The 21,036-nt window shown below is 48.2% G+C and carries 17 protein-coding genes; 10 read left to right on the forward strand and 7 right to left on the reverse strand.

The genetic code is table 11. From position 1 onward, the window contains the following. Positions 1–17 precede the first annotated feature (17 nt). The 3 genes from BLV62_RS23295 (at position 18) to BLV62_RS23305 (ending at position 2,853) form a co-directional block, all read left to right on the forward strand. The gene (locus BLV62_RS23295) at positions 18–746 is read left to right on the forward strand and encodes an MbnP family protein (protein WP_139170364.1); all 729 of its coding nucleotides are present in this window, start codon (positions 18–20) and stop codon (positions 744–746) included. Continuing rightward, positions 743–1,774 carry a cytochrome-c peroxidase gene (locus BLV62_RS23300; protein WP_089764788.1) on the forward strand — a complete coding sequence of 344 codons (1,032 nt, stop codon included), beginning with the start codon at positions 743–745 and terminating at the stop codon, positions 1,772–1,774. The genes BLV62_RS23295 and BLV62_RS23300 overlap by 4 nt, the downstream gene beginning before the upstream one ends. Positions 1,775–1,929: 155 nt before the next feature. Further along, complete coding sequence (locus tag BLV62_RS23305) at positions 1,930–2,853, forward strand: hypothetical protein (RefSeq protein ID WP_089764790.1); 924 nt, start codon at positions 1,930–1,932, stop codon at positions 2,851–2,853. 86 nt (positions 2,854–2,939) lie between these two features. On the opposite strand, the gene BLV62_RS23310 is transcribed toward BLV62_RS23305, so the two are convergent. The 4 genes from BLV62_RS23310 to BLV62_RS23325 form a co-directional block, all read right to left on the reverse strand. Further along, positions 2,940–3,518 carry a DNA-3-methyladenine glycosylase I gene (locus BLV62_RS23310; RefSeq protein WP_089764792.1) on the reverse strand — a complete coding sequence of 193 codons (579 nt, stop codon included), beginning with the start codon at positions 3,516–3,518 and terminating at the stop codon, positions 2,940–2,942. Then, on the reverse strand, positions 3,506–5,707 hold the full coding sequence (locus BLV62_RS23315; RefSeq protein ID WP_089764793.1) for a DUF4954 family protein: 2,202 nt from the start codon (positions 5,705–5,707) through the stop codon (positions 3,506–3,508). Before BLV62_RS23315 ends, BLV62_RS23310 begins: the two co-directional genes overlap by 13 nt. 91 nt (positions 5,708–5,798) lie before the next feature. Then, positions 5,799–7,634 carry a glutamine--fructose-6-phosphate transaminase (isomerizing) gene (gene glmS, locus BLV62_RS23320; protein ID WP_089764795.1) on the reverse strand — a complete coding sequence of 612 codons (1,836 nt, stop codon included), beginning with the start codon at positions 7,632–7,634 and terminating at the stop codon, positions 5,799–5,801. 380 nt (positions 7,635–8,014) lie between these two features. Then, positions 8,015–10,381 carry a S9 family peptidase gene (locus BLV62_RS23325; protein WP_089764797.1) on the reverse strand — a complete coding sequence of 789 codons (2,367 nt, stop codon included), beginning with the start codon at positions 10,379–10,381 and terminating at the stop codon, positions 8,015–8,017. Positions 10,382–10,483: 102 nt separating this feature from the next. Between BLV62_RS23325 and BLV62_RS23330 the strand changes: the two genes are divergently transcribed. Further along, positions 10,484–11,026, forward strand: a complete 543-nt coding sequence (locus tag BLV62_RS23330; RefSeq protein WP_089764798.1) for a histidine phosphatase family protein — start codon at positions 10,484–10,486, stop codon at positions 11,024–11,026. A 186-nt stretch (positions 11,027–11,212) separates the two neighbouring features. Here BLV62_RS23330 and mgtE read toward each other — a convergent pair whose 3' ends face one another. Both mgtE and BLV62_RS23340 read right to left on the reverse strand, forming a co-directional pair. Beyond that, the gene (gene mgtE, locus BLV62_RS23335) at positions 11,213–12,589 is read right to left on the reverse strand and encodes a magnesium transporter (protein WP_089764800.1); all 1,377 of its coding nucleotides are present in this window, start codon (positions 12,587–12,589) and stop codon (positions 11,213–11,215) included. Between the two features lie 57 nt (positions 12,590–12,646). Beyond that, a complete protein-coding gene (locus BLV62_RS23340) occupies positions 12,647–13,516 on the reverse strand; it encodes a bestrophin family protein (protein ID WP_089764802.1) in 870 nt (289 codons plus the stop codon). Positions 13,517–13,642: 126 nt separating this feature from the next. On the opposite strand from BLV62_RS23340, the gene BLV62_RS23345 reads away from it, so the two are divergent. The 6 genes from BLV62_RS23345 (at position 13,643) to hutG (ending at position 20,204) form a co-directional block, all read left to right on the forward strand. Continuing rightward, positions 13,643–14,041, forward strand: a complete 399-nt coding sequence (locus tag BLV62_RS23345) for an SET domain-containing protein (RefSeq protein WP_089764804.1) — start codon at positions 13,643–13,645, stop codon at positions 14,039–14,041. Positions 14,042–14,195: 154 nt separating this feature from the next. Continuing rightward, complete coding sequence (locus BLV62_RS23350; RefSeq protein ID WP_089764806.1) at positions 14,196–14,675, forward strand: MarR family winged helix-turn-helix transcriptional regulator; 480 nt, start codon at positions 14,196–14,198, stop codon at positions 14,673–14,675. Positions 14,676–14,688: 13 nt separating this feature from the next. Continuing rightward, complete coding sequence (gene hutH / locus BLV62_RS23355) at positions 14,689–16,257, forward strand: histidine ammonia-lyase (RefSeq protein WP_089764808.1); 1,569 nt, start codon at positions 14,689–14,691, stop codon at positions 16,255–16,257. Next, positions 16,235–17,911 carry a urocanate hydratase gene (hutU, locus tag BLV62_RS23360; RefSeq protein ID WP_089764809.1) on the forward strand — a complete coding sequence of 559 codons (1,677 nt, stop codon included), beginning with the start codon at positions 16,235–16,237 and terminating at the stop codon, positions 17,909–17,911. Before hutH ends, hutU begins: the two co-directional genes overlap by 23 nt. A gap of 68 nt (positions 17,912–17,979) precedes the next feature. After that, positions 17,980–19,206, forward strand: a complete 1,227-nt coding sequence (hutI, locus tag BLV62_RS23365) for an imidazolonepropionase (RefSeq protein WP_089764811.1) — start codon at positions 17,980–17,982, stop codon at positions 19,204–19,206. Beyond that, on the forward strand, positions 19,203–20,204 hold the full coding sequence (hutG, locus tag BLV62_RS23370) for a formimidoylglutamase (RefSeq protein ID WP_139170365.1): 1,002 nt from the start codon (positions 19,203–19,205) through the stop codon (positions 20,202–20,204). Before hutI ends, hutG begins: the two co-directional genes overlap by 4 nt. Here the strand turns inward: hutG and BLV62_RS23375 are convergent. Beyond that, positions 20,183–21,028: a CHAD domain-containing protein gene (locus BLV62_RS23375; RefSeq protein ID WP_089764815.1), complete on the reverse strand. Its 846-nt coding sequence runs from the start codon at positions 21,026–21,028 to the stop codon at positions 20,183–20,185. The two genes, hutG and BLV62_RS23375, sit on opposite strands and share 22 nt — an antisense overlap. Between the last annotated feature and the right edge of the window lie 8 nt (positions 21,029–21,036).

Here is a 21,036-nt window from a genome sequence, read left to right on the forward strand (position 1 = left end):
CATTGTAACTTCCTTACATGATTTTGCGGATTTTTCTTTGTATGATCCTTGCGGGATCGGCGGTTCAGGTAATGGGGCAATCGGCCTCCCTGGAGTTGTCTGTTACCCATCAATTTGGAGGTAAGCCCCTGCAACGGGGCATGCCATACCTGGCGCCAGCCGGCGATACATTTACAATTAGCCGTTTCCGTTATTTCATCAGCAATTTTTCACTGCTGGATATGAACGGCAAAGAAACTGCATTGCCGCCCGCCTATTTCCTGGTAGATGATGCCAAAGAAGAAAGCAAGATAATGACGCTTAAAGATGTACCGCCGGGAAGTTATAAAAGCATCCGTTTTTTGATCGGCGTGGATAGCATAAAGAATGTGAGCGGACCGCAAAGCGGGGCGTTGGCCGTAGAGTCAGGGATGTTCTGGAGTTGGAACAGCGGCTATATAATGGCACAACTGGAAGGGCATTCGCCCGTGATCAAATCCCCGACCCGGGAATTTGTTTTTCATGTAGGAGGATACAGGCAGAAAGACCAGGTACTGAAGTTTGTGACATTGTCTTTCCCTGCTCCTGTACAAATAACAGGCAGCCAGAATAAAAGGATATCTATGACTGCCGATGTGAATAAATGGTTCTTACCTGATACCGTAGGTTTCCTCCATCAGCCGGTAGTAATGGCTCCGGGGCCGCAGGCCCGCAAGCTGGCGGCTAATTACCGGCATATGTTCACTATTACATCCGTAGGGGAATGAAGGCAAGATATTTCATAGCAGGTTTCTGTTTGCTGGTAGTACTGGCGCAGGCGGCTATTGTAAAAAAAGAGCCGGCGCCTTTCGTGTTGGTGCTGCCCCCGCATTTCCCCGCCCCGGTTTACGACTTTAAACATAACCCGCTTACCAAGCCGGGAGTGGCTTTGGGCCGGTTTATGTTCTACGACTACCGTTTATCTAAAGACAGTACCGTTTCCTGCGGCTTCTGTCACCAGCAGTTCGCGGCGTTCGGGCATTTTGATCATGCCCTGGCGCATGGCGTAGCAGGGGCGCAGGGAGTCAGGTCTGTTCCCACGCTTTTTAACATGATCTGGCAACGTTCATTTATGTGGGATGGCGGGGTGAATCACCTGGATATACAGCCATTAACGCCGTTGACCGATCATAACGAAATGGCAATGGACCTGGGCGAACTGTTGGTGAAAATGAGGAAGGATACCATGTACAGGCGCATGTACAAAGAGGCGTTCGGGACAGACAGTATCACCAGCGAGCGGATGTTTAAAGCTTTTTCACAGTTTATAGCCACCATGATCTCCGCCACTTCGAAGTACGATAGCGTAATGCAGCATACAGCCGTTTTTACGCCCGAAGAAGAGGCAGGGTATAAGATATTCCAGCAAAAGTGCTCAAGTTGTCATAAAGAGCCTCTTTTTACCGATTACAGCTATCGCAGTAACGGGTTGCCATACCTGGAGGCGCTGAATGATGTGGGAAGAATGAAGATCACCGGCAACGTGGAAGATAATTTGCGCTTTAAAGTCCCATCATTGAGGAACATACTGAAAAGCGCTCCCTACATGCACGACGGGCGGTTTTACGATATTTTCCAGGTATTTGATTTCTACGATCATGGCGTGAAGGTTACCGCAACAACAGATCCCTTGGTAAAGAACGGAATTTCGCTGGATGAGAAGGAGAAGCGGCAATTGTATTTCTTCCTGAATACCCTGACAGACGAGCATTTCCTGAAGAGCGAGGCGTTGTCGGAGATCCTGATCCCTGAATAAGGAAGAATGGATGTTAATAACCTTTTTTATAGATCTTACTCGAAAAGTCTTAATTTACAATTAACCATTTTTATGTCTGGATATCCAAGTTCAACCCATTTCCAGGCAAGACAATCTGTATAACCATATTTCTTTATTGATTAAAATCAAACTCCATGAAAAGCCTTTATTTGCCTGCATTGGCGGCCATCAGCCTTTTATTTGCCTGCCAAAAGAATGTGAATAATCCAACAACGCCCATTCCGGAAGACGGGAAGAAATACGCCTTTCATCTCGATGTATCCGGAGTCGTCCGCGAGAGTTCCGGTAACTTTGCCAGGACGGTTGATTCAGGGTTGCTGCAAAATGCTACTATGCTGGTCTACTCCGCCTTTGATGCCAATACCCGGGCATTGAAAAGAAGTATCATTAAGAACAGCGCTGATCCTACATTTGGCCAGTTCAACGACTCGCTGCCCCGGGGCAGGTACCTGGTTTCTGTAGCTGCTATCAAGGACACTACTTATTCGACACAATCAGTCGATAAATGGGCCGTTATATTTCATTACCCCGGCACGGACGCCTTCTATCAGAAAATGATCGTCAATATCGATAGTACAGTAAATGAAAACCTGGTACTTGAGCGGATAGTATCTAAACTGGTTATTAATGCGAAGGGAAGGATACCTTATAATGCGCGAACCGTTTCTATCAGGCCGGTAACCAAAGACCCTTCAGATATTAACGGGGTCCAGGGAACGCTGGACTATTTTACCGGGGCTATCCCTACACGTACTGCCAATGGCGCTTACCAGGCATGGAATTACCGCGTAGCAGATTCGCTAAATGGAAAAACAGGGCTGGTGTTCAATACCTACATATTAAATCCATCAGGCAGCCGCGTTATCTCATTGTCAATTACAGTTGCAGATTCCGTGGGGCGGCCTATAGGAGGTAAAACTATCTATGATATCCAGCTCGAAACGAACAAGGTGACGTCACTCACCGGCTTCCTGTTTGATAGTATTCCGGCTACCGGCGGGTTGGGAGTAAAGGTAAATTCGGAATGGAAAAAGGATAGTATTCTTGTACAGTTCTGATAAATAAAAAAAGACGTCTCACTGCCATGAACCCAATCTTTTGGGTACTCCACACTTGTGAGACGTCTTTTTTATTTGTTACCCTGTTATTTTTTTTCGTTCACTACCCAGCATCCTGCAAAGTGATCATCTACCATTCCTACCGCCTGCATATATGCATAACAGATAGTTGTTCCCACGAACTTGAACCCGCGTTTCTTCAGGTCTTTGCTCATGGCGTCTGAAATGGGAGTGCTGACAGGAACCTGGCCCATTGATTTAGGGTGGTTGATGATGGGAGTATGATTGACAAAAGACCAGATGTACTGATCAAAAGATCCGAACTCCTTCTGGACAGCAAGAAAGGCTTTGGCATTTTCAATAGTACCGGTGATCTTTAAGCGGTTGCGTATGATGCCTTCATTTTGCATCAGTTGCTCCACTTTCTTTTCATCGTACTTGGCAATTTTTTTGGCATCCCAGTTATCAAAAGCTTTGCGGTAATTCTCCCTTTTGGTAAGCACGGTATACCAGCTAAGCCCGGCCTGCGCCCCTTCCAGGTTCAGCATCTCGAAAAGGTGACGGTCGTCGTGATTGGGCCGGCCCCACTCTGTATCGTGATACTGCTGGTAAAGTTCATCTTTATTGCACCAGCTACATCTTTCTTTTTCTTTTACAGTTCCCATTCCCGGATTGTTTTTTGAACTTTTTGCTTGTACGCTTCCAGCTCAGTGGCGGTTTGGTTAATGAAGCTGTTATCTTCCAGGCTGCCTATCACTGCGTTCATTTCCTTCATGTTCCCGTAGGTCATTTGCCTGAAAGGATTTTTATAGTCTTTTTCCCTTGTACGCCTGATCTGTTCTGTCAGGAATTGCATGGTGCCAACAGAATCTGTGAGCCAGGAAGCCAGTTGTTCGCCGGTGAAGTCTTTGATGTTCACTTCTTTGATCTCCAACAGCGAAGCAAAGGCGTGCTGCAGTTTATCATCTACATACGCTTCACCGATCTCAATATACGCATCATGCAACTGATTCCAATTACTGATCTTATTTTTTTTGATCCTGGTTTTCAGTTGTTCCAGGGTTTCGGCTTTCATTAACTGCCCGCCAACGTTATGCCAGGCGCCGCGTTTAGCGCTTTTCACCGCCTCTTTCAATGCAGCAAAGGACGCTTTATCTGCGGCCAGGATATTTTTGATGCCGTAGAGGGCTATCAGTTCCCTGTACAGCGGGTATGCTTTATGCACTTTCAGCAATTGCACTTCCCTGGAACTGTTTTCCATACCTTTTACCAGGATGGTTAACCTGGCAACTTCGTCAGGGTGGTTTAACAACAGTTCCTTTCCTTTTTTACGTATATCCTTTTCTGTTAGCGTCTTTTTAGGCGCGTTCTCTTCCAGCCTGTACCAGGCTTCGCCGGTAGCCAGCTCCATGATGGCAAGGCCGTTGAACATTTCTTCCACTGAGTCTGGCGCCAGGTAATCGTACTCGATATGCTGGATCTTTTCTGTACGTTTATCCCTGTCTACATATTTCCATGAATTGCGTGCGATGGCATACATGTTATACATGAACCAGTAGCCGGGCATTATCTTAAGCCTGTTCTCGTGTTCGTCGTTCACTACCAGGCTGAATGGGATGGAGATATCCAGTTCTGAAGTATAAGTGCCTTTAGAGATCAGTGTGAAGCAGGCAAACGATGAGTTATGTTTCAGGCTTACACAGAGGCCAGGCCAGAATCCTCTCGCTGCAATGATCTCTCCATCTGCGCCCCTTGAGTTGTGATTGGAACCGATGGTTGCACCGGCGGCCATGTTGCTTTGCCCCATGATCAATGCCGCGCAAAGGAAGGAGTTATTATGGTGTTGCTCATGCGCGGGGAAGATCAGTGAGTTGAGCACCTCGCAGCAGGAGATGGTTGCGTTGTTGCCCAGGTAAGAGTTGATAAGGCGCGCGCCATATTTTAGCTGGGAATGAGAGGCCATTACAAAGCGAACGGCTTTAACGCCGTAGAATACACGGCAACCGTAACCAACAATGCCGTTCACCATTTCGCAGCCTTCGCCGATCTGCGATGAGGCTTCCGCACTGCTGTTAATGGTAAGGTTTTTAAGTTTGTTGGCGCCTTTCAGATAAGCGTCAGACCCGATGGTCACATCCTTGATCATTTTACAGTTCTTGATCACGCAGCGGTCGCCTACCATACCATAGTAGCCTCGTTTCTTATCGAACTGTTTTTCGGTAAATGATTTGAATTGCTGCTGCAATTGTTCATCATCCCGGTTGCGGGTCCAGAGGTATGCGTCGCCGGGCAGCATGCCATCGAATGGCATAACCCTGCGGCCGCCGTTTTCGTTGCATAGTTCCAGCCATATGCGGCCGCTTTCCTGTTCTGCTTCTTTCACGATACCATTACCGAACTTGGCATAGTCGGTAGTGGCCATTTCGTTGATGTTGGCTAAAATAACTTCGTTGCCTATAATGTAATGAGAGAGGTAGTTTACATTGTGCACTACTACATTGTCCCCGAAATCGCAGGCGCATATAGTGCTGTTGTAGAGTCCTACGGGCAATCTCAGGTTATGGAATTCGAGAAAGTAGGGTTCCAGTTTGCCAATCCGTACCATGCCGTAGAAGTGGCAGTGTTGTACTAATTGCGGGTTAAACTCTTCTGAAACAAAAATGGTATTCCAGTCGTCAGACGTGTTATCGTTTCGTACCAGCGCCTCTACCTCGTATGCAGTCAGTTTCCTGTACTGGTCTTTCCGGCTCCATTGTTCGTTGCGCAGATAGTATTCATCTTTTCCTTTTGGCAAAGGGGTTTCGATGAAATTGTATCCAAGAGAAGACAATGGTTTCTTTTGAATTTTATTCATAAGGATACCTCGATTTAATTGATGAATAACAGGATATAGCTTAATTGAATAAGCTATATCCTGCCAGCCATACAACCGCGAAAAAAGTTAATTATTCTACTGTAACTGATTTTGCCAGGTTACGTGGTTTATCCACATCAAATCCTTTCAGTACGCCAATATGATAAGCGAGTAATTGTAATGGGATTACAGAAATGATAGGCGCTACCAGTTCGTCGGCCGCCGGAACAAAGATCACGTCGTCGGCCATTGGAGGGATAGTGGTGTCTCCCTCGGTTACAACAGCTATCACTTTACCCTTACGGGCTTTGATCTCCTGGATGTTGGAAACTACTTTTTCGTAGTAGCTGTCTTTCGTAGCAACGATCACTACAGGCAGGTTTTCGTCTACCAGGGCAATCGGGCCATGTTTCATTTCTGCAGCGGGGTATCCTTCAGCGTGGATATAAGAGATCTCTTTCAGTTTAAGCGCTCCTTCCAGTGCAACAGGGAAGTTGTAGCCGCGGCCTAAATAGAGGAAATCACGTGCATCTTTGTATTTATCGGCGATCTTTTTCACCTGGTCGTCCAGTTTCAGGGCAGTCGCTACTTTGTCAGGAATCTGGTCCAGTTCGTCGAGCAGGTGCTGGAAACGTTGCTGGGTAATGGTGCCTTTATCCTCAGCCAGTTTAAGTCCGATCAGGCATAATACTGCCAGTTGGGCTGTAAAGGCTTTGGTGCTGGCTACGCCGATCTCCGGTCCGGCATGCGTATAGGCGCCGGCGTGAGATAAACGTGCGATGGAAGAACCTACCACGTTACATACGCCCAGGATGATAGCTCCTTTTTCTTTGGCGCTTTCTATAGCTACAAGGGTATCGGCAGTTTCGCCGGATTGGGAAACGGCAATGATCACATCTCCTTCTCCGATTACCGGGTTGCGGTAACGGAATTCAGAAGCATATTCTACTTCTACAGGGATGCGGCAAAGTTCTTCTATCATATATTCTGCCACCAGGCCGGCATGCCAGGAGGTACCGCAGGCAACGATCACGATGCGTTTCGCGTTCTGCAGCGCTTCTCCGTATTCGCGCATTCCTCCCATGGTGAGAGTGCCGTTCTTGGCGTCCAAACGGCCGCGGAGACTATCAAAGATAGTTTGCGGCTGTTCGAATATTTCCTTCAGCATGAAGTGATCATACCCGCCTTTTTCAATAGCTGCCAGTTCAAGGTCCAGCTTCTGAACATAAGGCGTTTGCCTTTCGTTGGAAATATTTTTGAGGATCAGTTCATCTGCTTTAATAATGGCGATCTCATAGTCGTTCACATACACTACTTCTTTCGTGTATTCGATGATAGGAGAGGCATCAGACGCCAGGAAATGCTCGCCTTTTCCAACGCCGATAACAAGCGGACTGCCTTTACGTGCAGCGATCAGGGTATCCGGGTTATCTTCATCAAGAAGTACGATCACATAAGCGCCTACTACTCTTTTCAGCGCAATGCGCAGCGCTTCTTCCAGTGAACACTGGTTTTGTTTTTTGATCTCTTCAATGAAATGCAGCAGTACTTCTGTGTCGGTATCACTGGTGAATTCATGTCCTTTTTTCAACAATTCCTGCTTCAGTTGAACATAGTTTTCAATGATCCCGTTATGGATCATTGCCAGTTTACCGTCTCCTGATTTGTGGGGGTGTGCATTCCTGTCGCATGGTTCTCCGTGGGTGGCCCATCTTGTGTGACCGATGGCGATATGACTGCGCATATCTTTTCCTGCAACATACTCTTCCAGCGCAGCAACTTTGTCTTTTCTTTTGTATACCTGCAGCCCGTTGTTGATAATGGCTACACCTGCGCTGTCATATCCTCTGTACTCCAGTCTTTTCAGTCCTTTTAATACTACCGGGTAGGCTTCTCTTTGCCCGATATAAGCTACTATTCCACACATACTTTTTTTGGGTTTGTGCTAAGGTTTATCATTGCAATATCGCATTAAAGTTAAAATTTCATCAGAAAAATGTGAATATTGTATTCGATATGGTTAAATATGGCCTATTTTGATTTGCCCAAGTTAAAATGAAAAAGGGAATATGGTTAATACAATTACGAAGATTAAGATTTCTTAATATTCATAATCATTATTCACCGTATTCCCTTGTATACTTTTATTAAAATAAGACTGTCGGAAGTTTCAGCTCACACAACAACTAATATTTTAAAAAAATAATATTTGATCAGTTTTTTATTTAGCAGTCACATTTCTATAATGAATTTGCAAAGAAACGAATAGCTTGCTAAAAAACATCAAAATAAAAAAAATTAAAATCTCTATTGTTTCAACAAGGTACTGTTGAACAGCAGATGTATTCTTTTATATTCATCCGTCCAGCTGGCAGGATTTACAAATCCATGGTCTTCGACCGGGTAAACGGCCAGTTCCCAGTTGTTTTTGCCTAATTCTATAAGGCGTTGCGACAAGCGCACAATATCCTGGAAATGTACATTCGTATCTACCATTCCATGGCACATCAGCAGTTTCCCCTTTAATCCTGATGCAAAATAGATAGGAGAAGAACGGCGATAGGCAATGCTGTCTGTAAATGGTTCGTTCAGGATATTGCTGGTATATCCATGGTTGTAATGCGCCCAATCGGTCACAGAACGTAAAGCGGCGCCGGCTGCGAATACATCTGGCTGGGTGAATAAGCCCATCAGCGTCATAAATCCTCCATAGCTTCCGCCATAGATCCCGATACGACGCGCGTCTATCTGCAATTTTTCTGCCAGATATTTTGCTCCGTCCACTTCATCGTCCAGGTCTTTGCCTCCCATATGCCTGTAAATGCCTGTACGCCAGTTGCGGCCATAGCCCGCGCTGCCGCGGTAATCTATATCCATAACCGTATAACCTTCGTCTGTCAGCAGGTTATGGAACATATATTCCCTGAAATAGCTGCTCCACCATTTATGCGCGTTTTGCAGGTAGCCTGCGCCATGCACGAAGATCACCGCTGCATTGTTCTTCTTTGCCGGGTCCGGCGTATAGAGCCTTGCATATACGGTTTGCTGGTCGCGCGATTGGAAAGTGATCACCTGCGGGTCTCGCCAGTTGTACGACTTAAACTCTTCCGACTGCGCCAGGTTCGTAAGCTGAACGGGTTTGGCATTTGGCTCATTTGCCTGCAGGTAAAGCTCCCATGGTTTGTTGGAGTAAGAGTAACGATAAGCGATCCATTTTCCATCAGGCGATACCGTTACTTCATGCGCACCGGGCTCTCTTGTGATCCTTACCGCCTTGCCGCCCTGTACCGGCAAATGGTAGAACTGCTTTTCGCCCGGGTGTACTTCATTGGTTATAATATAGAACTGCTTATGGTCAGGCGAGAGTTGCGCTTCCTGTACTTCATAGTTCCCGCTGGTTAATTGCGTTGTCTTCCCTGTATTTACATCGCAGGTATACAGGTGCGAATAACCGCTGGCTTCCGACTGGAACCAGCAGGTGTTTTCATTGATCCAGCCGATATTGCCGCCGCCACGGCTCCAGCCGATACCAGGTCCTGCTACCCAGGCTTCATCGCGTTGCCGGTCCAGGGGTTTCAGGTTCCCTGTAGCCGCATCCAGCAACATGATCCACCTGTCTTTATTATCCTGCGACCGTATATCTACAATAGCATTGGCGCCGCGGTCGGACCAATACGGCCCGTTAACGATCACTGGTCTGACAACCGGACTGTCTTTCTGCGGGTAATCTTTCGTATAGTCGGGCAGGTCTTTAATTCCTGGGAGCGTTTTTGTTATTATTGGCAGCACAGTATCTTTCTGCCTGTCGAACACCCAGCTTTCGAATGTGCCTTGTGGCGCTCCAACCTTCTCGCGCGATGGGATATCTGTTGTAAACCCTGATGCAGTTACAAAGTCGGGAACCACGGTGCTGCGGCCTTTGGCGGTTGCGTATAACGTGTAGGTTACAAACCTGCCGTCAGGACTCACCTTTACATTCATTACTCTTTTATCCTGCGTATATAGTTTTCTTAACCTGCTGTTTTCATGAGCTTTGCTGAACGCGGCTGCGGCATCTGTTTCCGCTTTCTTTTCTTTAATGATCTCCAGGAGCTCCAGTTGCTGGCGTTGCAGGTATTGTTCCTGCTCATTCCCTGGTTTGCCGGTTTTGTCATCCGGTTTGGAACCCTGCTGGAAATCGGTTAGCTGGGTCAGTTGCCCGGAGGCCCTGTCCCAGGCCCAGAGGTTCTGATCTTTCTGGAACACTACCTGTTTATCGTCCGAACAGAACACCGGGTTGTATTCATAGTCGGCAGTCTGTGTAATGCGTTGTACTTTACGGGTTTTGAGATCCAGCAGGTAGATATCACCTTCATAGCTATACGTAATCATTGACCTGCTGGTATTATACGTGCCCTGGGCCTGCGCCTGGATCAGCGATCTGCTGCCTGCATATGTTTTGCGGGGCGAATGATCACGGATGCTTGAAAAGTAGAGGGAATCCTTTATCTGCTTATCCGGGTTCCAGTTAAAGTAAATATTTTGATTATCGTACCCCCAGAACACTTCATCGGGTGAAGTACCGATCCATTTGGGATCGCGCATGATCTTTTCAACAGTTAGAAGGCCTGTTTGCTGGGCATAGGCAGCCGGCGACGATAAAAAAATAAAGACGGGTATCACCCATTTTCTCATAGCGGTTAGTTATTTTGTTGTGAGATAAATGTAATGGTTTAATAAGAAAACCCTGCATTTTTTGGACAGGCGTATCCTGATTATCTTTCTTACATTCGTTGTATGCGCATTCTGACAGCAATATTAACAGCGGTAATGGTATGGGCGATAGGCTGCCAGCCTGCTCCGGCTTCCAAAACCCAGGTGCCGGTAGCGGAAGACAGTGTTTTTCTTACAGGTACTTTCTTTATAGTAAGGCATGCAGAAAGGAACCCGGGCGAGGATTCGACCCTGACGCCGGCTGGCCGGCACAGGGCGGGCGCGTTGTATAACCTGCTTAAAGATTCGCTGATCAGCAAGATCTATTTCACGCCCTATAAAAGAAGTATCGAAACAGCCGACAGCCTCCGGTACTACCTGCATACGGATACCAGCTTTTACCAGGCAGATACCAGCGGCGAGAACCTCGTCTACCAGCTTACCCGCCACAACGACTGGGGTAAACGGATACTGATCATCGGCCATTCCAATACCATCATTCCCATCCTCAGAAGCCTGAAAGTAGAGGGGCCACTCAGTCCTATCCACGAAAACGATTATAACCGCCTATACCGCGTAAAAATGAGCCGCACAGGCACAGAGTTGACCGAGTCCTGCTACGAGTAGCGGTTTCACGCAGAGAGGCATAAGGAGCAAAGAAGCATAAGAATTTTTGACCGGAGCGAATATTAAGAAAGCAAAGAAGGAGATTGTTCATATAATCTTTCCTTTTTGCTTTCTTATTTTTCTTAAAACTATATTCTTATGCTTCTTTGCTCCTTATGCCTCTCTGCGTGAAACCTCCGCGTGAAACTACAAGAGGATGCCCCGCATAAGCGAATAAGCTACCGTGAAGTAGATCAGCAGGCCGGTGACGTCCACGAGGGTGGCCACGAATGGGGCGGAGGAAGTGGCCGGGTCGGCCCCGCATTTTTTAAGGATCAGCGGTAACATAGAACCGGAGAGGGTTCCCCAGAGCACCACGCCGATAAGCGAGATGCCTACAGTGGCTCCGATAAGAACAGTATGTTCGCCGTATGTATGAAAGAGTGAGTTCCAGAGGAGGATCCTGATGAAGCCTATTAATCCTAATATGCTGCCCAGGAGTATGCCGGAGATGATTTCCCTTCGCATTACCCGCCACCAGTCGGTAACGGTGATCTCGCCCAGGGCCATTGCCTGGATAATGAGCGTGGAAGCCTGGGAGCCGCTGTTACCGCCGGAAGAGATGATCAGCGGAACAAAGAGCGCCAGTACCACTGCTTTGGCAATTTCATCTTCGAAGAAGCCCATGGCTGTAGCGGTGAGCATTTCGCCAATGAACAATACAACCAGCCAGCCTACACGTTTTTTTACCAGTCTAAGCAGGGGCATATCAAGGTACGGTTCATCCAGAGCCTCGGTACCACCGATCTTCTGGATGTCTTCTGTATGTTCTTCGTTAGCGATCCATAACATATCATCGATGGTCACAATACCCAGCAGTACGCCGTTATCGTCAACCACCGGCAATGCCACGCGGTTCTCCATCCGGAAAACCTGTATGGCTTCTTCCTGGTCGTCGTTGGCATGGAGCGATACGAAACGGTCATCCATGAGGGTATGCACCACGGTATCAGGCGATACCAGGAGAAATTCCCTGATCCGGAAGTCGTCCAGCAATATTCCTTTTTCATCTATCACATAGATCACATCAATGGTTTCGCTGTCTTTACCATGCTCCCGGATATAATCCAGTACCTGTTTAACAGTCCATTCTTCCCTTACGGCAATATAGTCGGGGGTCATGATACGACCCACGCTGTTTTCTTTATAGCCTAAGAGGGAAAGGGTGATGCGTCTCTCTTCGGGGTCGAGCAGTTTGATCAGCTCTTTTACTACTTCACTGGGAAGTTCTTCCAGAAAGGCTGTACGGTCGTCGGCAGGCAGTTCGTTCATCAACTCTGCTACTTTAGCAGGGGTCAATGACCTTATAACATCTTCCTGCACTGGAAAATCAAGGATACGAAAAGCTGCAGCCGCACGGCCGATAGAGAGATTGTTGATGATGATACCGGCGTCATCCGGCTCTTCGTGAATTAATTCGGCTATATCCGTAATCAACTGGTCGTCGAGGTATACCGATAGCTCACGATAATTCTTTTCTTTCACCAAGGTTTGGAATCTTTCCAGTAAAGCTTCATTTTCCATGTACAAATACCTCTGACTGCGAAATTAAAGTAAAATAGGCTGCTGCCGAAAGTCTTTCTATAATAATTCTGCTACATGCAGGCGGATATTGCTGCTTAATGTATCCGTAGGCAGGTCGTTAGCGTCAAAGCCAAAAGGATCTTCAATTTCCTCTGCGATCAGCTCCAGGCTGGCCAGTACAAAGAAGATGAACACCACCATGGGAATAATGAGGTAACCCAGGCTGAATACATATCCAAAGGGCATGCTCATGATATAAAAGAAGATGAATTTCTTTATAAACACGCTGTACGAGAAGGGGATAGGGGTATTCCTGATCCTTTCGCAAGCCCCGCTTATTTCGGTAAAGCTCTGTAACTCATTGTTTAATATGATCAGTTGTTCGCCGGTCAGTTGATTGTTCCTGTGCAGTTCCATGGTCTTGGCCATCATCTGCAAGGCCAGTTGATTAGGAACATGCTTTTCTGGATCAATGGTCATCCCCGGCGCCTGTACCAGTTCTTCAGGCTTATACATTTTACGGAGGTGATTCTTCAGGGCAAAGGCATAGTTAGGGATCATAGCCCTGAAATAATCGCGGGCTTCCTTATTGGTTGCCGGCAACATGGCCTGCAACTTCATCGCCAGGTTACGGCTGCTGTTAACCAGCGTACCCCACTGACGGCGGCCTTCCCACCAACGGTCATACGCCGTATTGGTCCTGAATACTAATAACAAAGAAATAACAAACCCCAGCAAACCATGCATGATGGAAATGTTCTTTACCTCGCTGTTGGACGATAACTTCCATACAGATAACTCCAGCCAGGCAATAGCGGCCGAGTAAAGGGACAGGGCAATAAACATGGGGAACAGCTTGCGTACAGTATCCGCCTTATGGAAGCGGAATATGAATGTGAACCAATCTTTAGGATTATAGTTGATCATATATCTAGGTTAATGATGCGCAAAAAAAATATTTTTCGGGCCGCAAACCTAAATTTTTTGCACATGATTTTGATAACTTATCGGTTTAACTTTATTTTACGTCTTTCTTTTATCTGAAACAGCGCTATGATAAAGCCATACTTGTACATTGATAAGTCTAAGGGCCGGGGCCGGGGAGTATTTACCAAAGAGAAAATTCCGGCAGGCACCAGGATAGAAACCTCTCCCGTACTTGTCCTCTCTTATGATGATACCGAAATTGTAGATAAGACCAAGTTGCATAACTACATCTTCCTTTGGGGCGTAAGAGAAACCCGTTCATGTATAGCGCTTGGCTATTGTTCCATCTACAACCATGATTATAACCCTAATTGTGAGTATGAAATGGACTTTGACGCGGAAACCATGAGCATTATCACCATCCGGGACATCAAGAAAGGCGAAGAGCTCTTTATCAACTACAACGGCGATGTAACAGATACCTCTCCCGTTTGGTTCGATATCAAGAAACGGAAGGAAGATTAACCCTCATCCGGTTAACGAATTAAATGAGACAGTTTGATTCGTTTTTCTTTTATAAAAATATATAAGCGCTTATATAAATTTCTTACATTTACGTTGAGAATTTAATTGTATAAGTACTTATATAATTGACAGATAATAATTTAATAGCAATAGCATGTCGTTTTACCCATCTCTCGGTTACCTTGTGTTTGGCAGCAGGCTTCGCCGCCTGAGCGAATACTTCCTCATGGAAGTGAATAAAGTGTACGAACAACAAGGCATTCCCTTCGATGCAAGCTGGTTCCCTGTCTTCTACCTTCTTTCACAACACCAGCCTGTATCCATGATCGAGATAGCTGAACAACTGGAAATATCCCATTCGGCCGTTAGCCAGATGATCACCAACCTGAAGAAAAAAGGACTGGTAAAAACCACCCCCTGCAAAGAAGACGGCCGCCGGCAACTGGTAGCCTTTTCAAAAAAAGGCGAAGAAATGCTGCAGCAGATCCGCCCTGTCTGGGCCGCTATCACCGCAGCCATGGACGAACTGGTTGCTTCCAATAAGCAAAGCCAGCAGGTGCTCGCAGGCATCGCCCAGATCGAACAATCCGTACAAATAAAACCTTTATCTGAAAGGATAAGAGAACAACTATAAAATACACCAAACAATGAACGATATCTTCAAATATGGAATCGACCAGCTGACAGTCCCTAAGGCAATCGCCATCGCTTCAGGGAAACTGAAAGGGGTGCTTACCCCGGAAGTGATCAGCAAGGTGCAGACCAGCTACGGTTATGTACAAACGATCGTAAGCCAGCATACTACGGTATATGGCGTTAACACCGGCTTTGGTCCGCTTTGCGATACTAAAATATCGGAAGAAGATACCAGGGCGCTCCAGTACAACATCCTGCAAAGCCATAGCGTAGGCGTGGGAGAGCCTATTCCTGAAGAGGTTGCGCGGATCATGCTGGTAACCAAAGTACACGCCCTGGCGCAGGGCTACTCCGGCGCCGCACTGGCCACCCTCGAACGCATCATCTGGCATATCGATAACCAGGTAACTCCCCTGGTGCCCGAAAAAGGCTCTGTTGGCGCCTCCGGCGACCTCGCTCCTCTTTCTCATCTCTTCCTGCCTTTAATAGGTTTAGGCAAGGTATGGTATAAAGGCCAGGTAACTGATACTGCCGCCATGATGCAGGCAGAAGGCATTCAACCCATCGTGCTGGGCCCGAAAGAAGGCCTGGCGCTGATTAACGGCACACAGTTCATCCTTTCTTTTGCCGTGAAAGCAGTACAACGTTTATACAACCTGCTGGAAGCTGCCGATATTATTGGCGCCCTCTCGCTGGAAGGACTGATGGGCACTGCCAAACCTTTTGATCCGCGCCTGCACAACATCCGCCCATTCGCAGGCAACCAGCTGGTAGCACACCGGTTGAAAACCATGCTGGAACAGTCGGAGATCATGGAGTCGCATGTGGATTGCGGCCGCGTTCAGGACCCTTATTCCCTCCGTTGCATGCCGCAGGTACATGGCGCATCCCGTACCGCCTGGCTGCACCTGCTCGAACTTACTACCATAGAGCTGAACTCAGTGACCGATAACCCTGTTATCTTCAGCGCTGCCGATACCATCAGCGGAGGAAACTTCCATGGCCAGCCTATGGCGCTGCCGCTGGATTATGCAACTATCGCCGCGGCAGAAATCGGGAATATCTCCGACCGCCGCTGTTACATGATGATAGAAGGCAGGTATGGGCTGCCTAAATTACTCATCCAGGACGCAGGTCTTAACTCCGGTTTCATGATCCCCCAGTATACCACTGCTGCATTGGTTACAGAAAATAAAACGTTATGTTTCCCTGCCAGCGCCGACAGCGTACCTACTTCACTGGGCCAGGAAGACCATGTTTCCATGGGCTCTATCAGCGGGCGAAAACTGAACCAGGTGATCAGCAATGTAGAATACATACTCGCTATTGAATTGCTGTATGCCGCACAGGCCGTGGATTTCAGGCGACCGTTGAAGTCAGGCCCCATCCTTGAAGCAGTGCATCAATATACCCGCTCCAAAGTATCGTTCGCGAACAAAGACAGGATATTCGCCAACGACATAGCCGCTCTTCATACCATTGTACAGGACCAGTCGCTGGTTCGTGTAGCCAACGAAACGGCCGCCCAACATCAACTTAACTTAAACGGATTATACAATGACCAGTTTGGACTTTATTAATAAATACGCGGCGCACCCGCATTACAAAGCCCCACGTGGCAATACGCTTCACGCCAAATCATGGCAAACGGAAGCCCCGCTTCGCATGTTGTTGAACAACCTGGATGCGGCAGTAGCAGAAAATCCTGATGAGCTGGTAGTTTACGGGGGCATAGGCCAGGCGGCCCGCAACCGGGAGTCGCTGCAACGCATTATCGAACTCCTGCTGGAACTGGATGAAGACCATTCACTGCTTGTTCAATCAGGCAAGCCCGTAGGTATTGTACGCACCCATCCCCATGCGCCGCGGGTAATGATCGCCAACAGCAACCTGGTTCCCAAATGGGCAACCTGGGAGCATTTCAATGAACTGAGAGCAAAAGGACTCATGATGTACGGCCAGATGACGGCCGGTAGCTGGATCTATATCGGCACCCAGGGCATCCTGCAGGGTACTTATGAAACCTTTATGGAGTGCGGCCGCCAGCATTTTAACGGCAACCTTAAAGGAAAGCTGCTTGTCACTGCCGGGATTGGAGGAATGGGAGGAGCGCAGCCCCTGGCCGCAACCATGGCCGGAGCTGTATTCATTGGCGCAGATGTAGACCCTGTACGCATACAAAAAAGGCTCGATACCCGCTATATCGATAAAATGACCCATTCATATGAAGAAGCTATCCGGTGGGCAAAAGCGGCGCTTGAAAAAGGCGAGGCGCTGTCTATCGGGTTGGTGAGCGATGCCGGCGATATGCTTGAAAGAATGCTGAAAGATAATATCATCCCGGATATCCTTACAGATCAAACCTCGGCGCATGATCCGCTGAACGGGTATGTTCCCAATGGTCTTACCCTCGAAGAAGCGGCAAAGTTAAGAACTGAAGATCCTGCGGCTTACAAAGCCCGTTCACTGAAAAGCATGGCCCGCCATGTAGGTTTCATGCTGGAGATGCAGCGCAAAGGCGCGGTAACATTCGATTACGGCAACAACCTGCGCGAATTTGCAAAAGAAGGAGGCGAGCCCGACGCATTTAATTTCCCGGGTTTCACGCCGGCGTATATACGACCTTTGTTCTGTGAAGGAAAAGGTCCTTTCCGTTGGGTAGCCCTCTCCGGCGACCCTGAGGACATTTACACCACAGATCAGGCATTAATGGAAGCATTCCCGGAGAACACTCACCTCATCAACTGGTTAAAACAGGCAAGGGAAAAGATCGCCTTCCAGGGGCTGCCAGCGCGGATTTGCTGGTTAGGATTGGGAGAAAGGGAAAAAGCTGGTCTGATCTTTAATGAACTGGTAAGAACAGGCAAGGTAAAAGCGCCGATCGTGATAGGCCGCGATCACCTCGACTGCGGTTCAGTTGCTTCTCCGAACAGGGAAACAGAAGCCATGAAAGACGGGTCAGATGCAGTTAGCGACTGGACCCTGCTGAACCTGATGGCTAACACGGGAGGCGGCGCTACCTGGGTTTCTTTCCATCATGGAGGCGGCGTAGGAATGGGATACTCGCAACATGCCGGGATGGTTGTGCTGGCAGATGGAACAGACCGCGCAGCGGCCTGCCTCAAACGGGTGCTGTTCAATGATCCCGCCATGGGAATTTTCAGGCATGCCGATGCAGGCTATGAAAAAGCGCTGGAGTTGTCGCATAAATTCGGTATCAATGTTTCCCGCTAAAAAGATATAATGCAAGAGGCAAAGGAGATGAATATTCTGTTTTGCCTCTTGCCTGAAAAACTGACTATATGAAAACGTTAACAGGACCATTTACCCAATTGCTACCCTTGAACAACCTGGGCGTTAAAGGACCGTTACACGATGAACAACTGGAGGTATTTGAAAATGCCGGTATCGTGGAAGAAGATGGTAAGATCGTGGCGGTTGGGGAGTTTGAGGCGTTAAGGATGCAGTTCCAGGGTTGTGAAATTGCGTTTATTGACACGCCTATGGTAGTACTGCCCGGGTTTGTCGACTGCCATACGCATATTTGTTTTGATGGCAGCAGGAGCAGGGATTATGCCATGAGAATAGCAGGTAAAAGTTACCTGGAAATTGCCCGTGCCGGAGGCGGAATATGGGATTCTGTTACAAAAACAAGGCAGGCCGACCTGGTTACCTTAACTGAAAATACAGTGGCAAGGGCTAACAGGCATTTGAAAGACGGGGTTACTACCATTGAAGTGAAAAGCGGGTATGGACTGAGCCTGGAAGAAGAGCTGAAAATGCTAAGGGCGATCCAGAAAGCAGGCATGCACACCCAGGCAACATTGATCGCTACCTGCCTGGCAGCGCATATGAAGCCCCGTGATTTTGAAGGCACCGCCGGCGCCTACCTGCAATGGATACTCGAAGAACTGTTGCCGGTAGTGCAACTGGAAGAATTAACGAAGCGTATAGATATCTTTGTGGAGGAGACTGCATTTTCGCCGGAAGAAGCGACCTGGTTTTTACAACAGGCTACAGCCAGAGGTTTTGCAGCCACGGTACATGCCGACCAGTTCACTGCCGGAGGTTCAGCCGTTGCAGCCAAGGCTGGCGCAGTTTCTGCGGATCACCTGGAAGCCAGTACGGAAATTGAAATAGCATTAATGGCCGGTTCAGAAACGGTAGCGGTGGTATTACCGGGCGCCTCGCTTGGCCTGGGCATGGGTTATGCGCCAGCGCGCAAATTGTTAAACGCCGGTGCAAGCGTTGCGATAGCCAGTGACTGGAACCCCGGTTCTGCACCCATGGGAGATCTGCTGATGCAGGCTGCTGTCATGAGCGCAGCAGAAAAGTTATCAACAGCCGAAGTATTGGCAGGCTTAACTTTCAGGGCGGCAAAAGCTTTGCAGCTCACTGATGTGGGTAAGCTGGAAGCCGGGTACCAGGCCGATTTCCAGGGATACCCAACCGCCGACTACAGGGATATCCTGTATTACCAGGGAAAAATGAAACCAACAGCAGTTTGGAAAAAAGGCAACTTGATATGATCACAACAGCAAACTACCGGCCTACAGCAACAGGCATATGGACAGGACGCACAGACGGAACTTCCGTTGAACAGTTAAGATGGCACCAGGTTATCAGGACTGCCAACCTGCTGGAAGCCCCGCTTCCCCTTTTGCAAAAAGGACAGAAAGGTATAGCCTTCTTAGGCTTCGCATCCGACGAAGGAGTAAGGCGCAACAAAGGCCGGGCAGGTGCAGCAGAAGGACCTGTAGCGCTAAGGAATGTAATGGGCAGCTTCCCTGTTCATTTTCCTGGTGATGTTGTATTGCTGGACGCAGGTGATGTGATCTGTGTAGGCAAGGAGCTGGAAAACGCTCAGGCGGTGCTGGCACAGGCAGTATTGGCTTTGCTGAATGCCGGCTATTTTCCTGTATTACTGGGAGGGGGGCACGAAATCACCTACGGCCACGTTACTGGCCTTAGGCAGTATGCAGCCGCCCAGCAACTGGGATATATCAACTTTGACGCGCATTTTGATATCCGCATCCCTGAAGCCGAAGGCGCCAGCAGCGGCACCGGTTTCTGGCAATTAGCACAGGACAGCAAAACCGCCGGCAGGCCATTTCATTACCTGGCCCTTGGCATCCAGCAGAATGGAAATACCCGCCAGCTGTTCAATATTGCAGGGGAAGAAGAAGTAACCTATGTAGGAGCTGACGCTTTTCACCTGAATGATAAAGACACCGTTTTTGCAGCAATACAACATTTCCTCAGCCAGGTAGATAAAGTATACCTCACCACATGCATGGACGTATTTGCATCTGCATTTGCGCCGGGTGTAAGTGCAACCGCTTATAACGGCATACTCCCGAATGGGCTTATGTTGCAGGCATTTCGCCAGATCCTGGGCAGTGGGAAAGTGATCAGTGCAGATGTGGCAGAGTTGAACCCATCGCTGGATGTGGATAACCGGACAGCTAAACTGGCTGCTTCGCTGATCTTTGAAATAGTGATGGCTTATTGCGGGGAAGCCTCCTGACCGATCACCAGCTTCCTGAGCTGCCTGGCAGCCAATGCCAGTTGTTCTTTTTCGTCTGTCTGGATAAGTGAAACCAGTTGAGATGTATGTACGGGTAAGTTGATCCGCTCTCTTTTCAGCCAGGTTACCAATTGCCTGATGTCGTGCAGCAATACGCTGGTATCATGCCAGTCGCCCAGCAGTTCTCCTCCTTTCCGCATTTCTTCCACCAGTTTTTTACCGCCATACGAAACAGGCAAAACCTCCGACAATATGGTAAGCTGGTAATACAGCGCTTTCACTTTTTTTCTCTCTTCATGCCATACTTCATGATGTGCATTGCTGGGAGGAACGGTGATCTGTGCGCGTTGCCTGTTAAGGAATGTTATCAGCGCTTCCATTGCCTGGTCGTTGTCCAGGTCTTTGGTTGCCTGGCGGAACCTTTCAGGCAGGGTATCCAGTTTTTTAAGGGTCGTGTGTTTAATAGCGGCTTTTAGCATCTCTATGGCAGTGGCCTGCCTTGTTTTCAGCAGGAGGTGCGCATGTGAGAAGCGTGTCTTTGCTTTTCTTTCGTAGCGTTTCAGGTGCATTTCCTGCAGGTGCGTATCCCTGGCGGCTCCGCCGATGCTTTGCAGCAGCCTGACAAGATGAAGATGTTTGCCGGCGCCGAATGAGTAACCGGGCAGTTGTTGGGCGAGGGAGAAAAATGCCCTTAGTTTTTTGGTAGCCACCCGGATGGCGTGTACGGCTTTGGGGTCGGCCGGTTGATCCGCTAACCCTTTGTACGCATGCAGTACCACGTCACATTCCTGGCGCAAATAATCATATAGAGCTTTGGACAGCATCTACCTAA

This window comes from Chitinophaga terrae (ex Kim and Jung 2007), assembly GCF_900107795.1.
Taxonomy (GTDB): Bacteria; Bacteroidota; Bacteroidia; order Chitinophagales; family Chitinophagaceae; genus Chitinophaga; species Chitinophaga terrae.

Bases quoted from the DNA above. Each gene is read 5' to 3' on its own strand.
- BLV62_RS23350 (WP_089764806.1), top strand. From the start codon at position 14,196: ATGTCGTTTTACCCATCTCTCGGTTACCTTGTGTTTGGCAGCAGGCTT.
- hutG (WP_139170365.1), top strand. From the start codon at position 19,203: ATGATCACAACAGCAAACTACCGGCCTACAGCAACAGGCATATGGACA.
- BLV62_RS23330 (WP_089764798.1), top strand. From the start codon at position 10,484: ATGCGCATTCTGACAGCAATATTAACAGCGGTAATGGTATGGGCGATA.
- BLV62_RS23340 (WP_089764802.1), bottom strand. From the start codon at position 13,516: ATGATCAACTATAATCCTAAAGATTGGTTCACATTCATATTCCGCTTC.
- BLV62_RS23305 (WP_089764790.1), top strand. From the start codon at position 1,930: ATGAAAAGCCTTTATTTGCCTGCATTGGCGGCCATCAGCCTTTTATTT.
- BLV62_RS23310 (WP_089764792.1), bottom strand. From the start codon at position 3,518: ATGGGAACTGTAAAAGAAAAAGAAAGATGTAGCTGGTGCAATAAAGAT.
- BLV62_RS23325 (WP_089764797.1), bottom strand. From the start codon at position 10,381: ATGAGAAAATGGGTGATACCCGTCTTTATTTTTTTATCGTCGCCGGCT.
- BLV62_RS23300 (WP_089764788.1), top strand. From the start codon at position 743: ATGAAGGCAAGATATTTCATAGCAGGTTTCTGTTTGCTGGTAGTACTG.
- BLV62_RS23295 (WP_139170364.1), top strand. From the start codon at position 18: ATGATTTTGCGGATTTTTCTTTGTATGATCCTTGCGGGATCGGCGGTT.
- glmS (WP_089764795.1), bottom strand. From the start codon at position 7,634: ATGTGTGGAATAGTAGCTTATATCGGGCAAAGAGAAGCCTACCCGGTA.
- hutU (WP_089764809.1), top strand. From the start codon at position 16,235: ATGACCAGTTTGGACTTTATTAATAAATACGCGGCGCACCCGCATTAC.
- hutI (WP_089764811.1), top strand. From the start codon at position 17,980: ATGAAAACGTTAACAGGACCATTTACCCAATTGCTACCCTTGAACAAC.
- BLV62_RS23315 (WP_089764793.1), bottom strand. From the start codon at position 5,707: ATGAATAAAATTCAAAAGAAACCATTGTCTTCTCTTGGATACAATTTC.
- mgtE (WP_089764800.1), bottom strand. From the start codon at position 12,589: ATGGAAAATGAAGCTTTACTGGAAAGATTCCAAACCTTGGTGAAAGAA.
- BLV62_RS23345 (WP_089764804.1), top strand. From the start codon at position 13,643: ATGATAAAGCCATACTTGTACATTGATAAGTCTAAGGGCCGGGGCCGG.
- BLV62_RS23375 (WP_089764815.1), bottom strand. From the start codon at position 21,028: ATGCTGTCCAAAGCTCTATATGATTATTTGCGCCAGGAATGTGACGTG.
- hutH (WP_089764808.1), top strand. From the start codon at position 14,689: ATGAACGATATCTTCAAATATGGAATCGACCAGCTGACAGTCCCTAAG.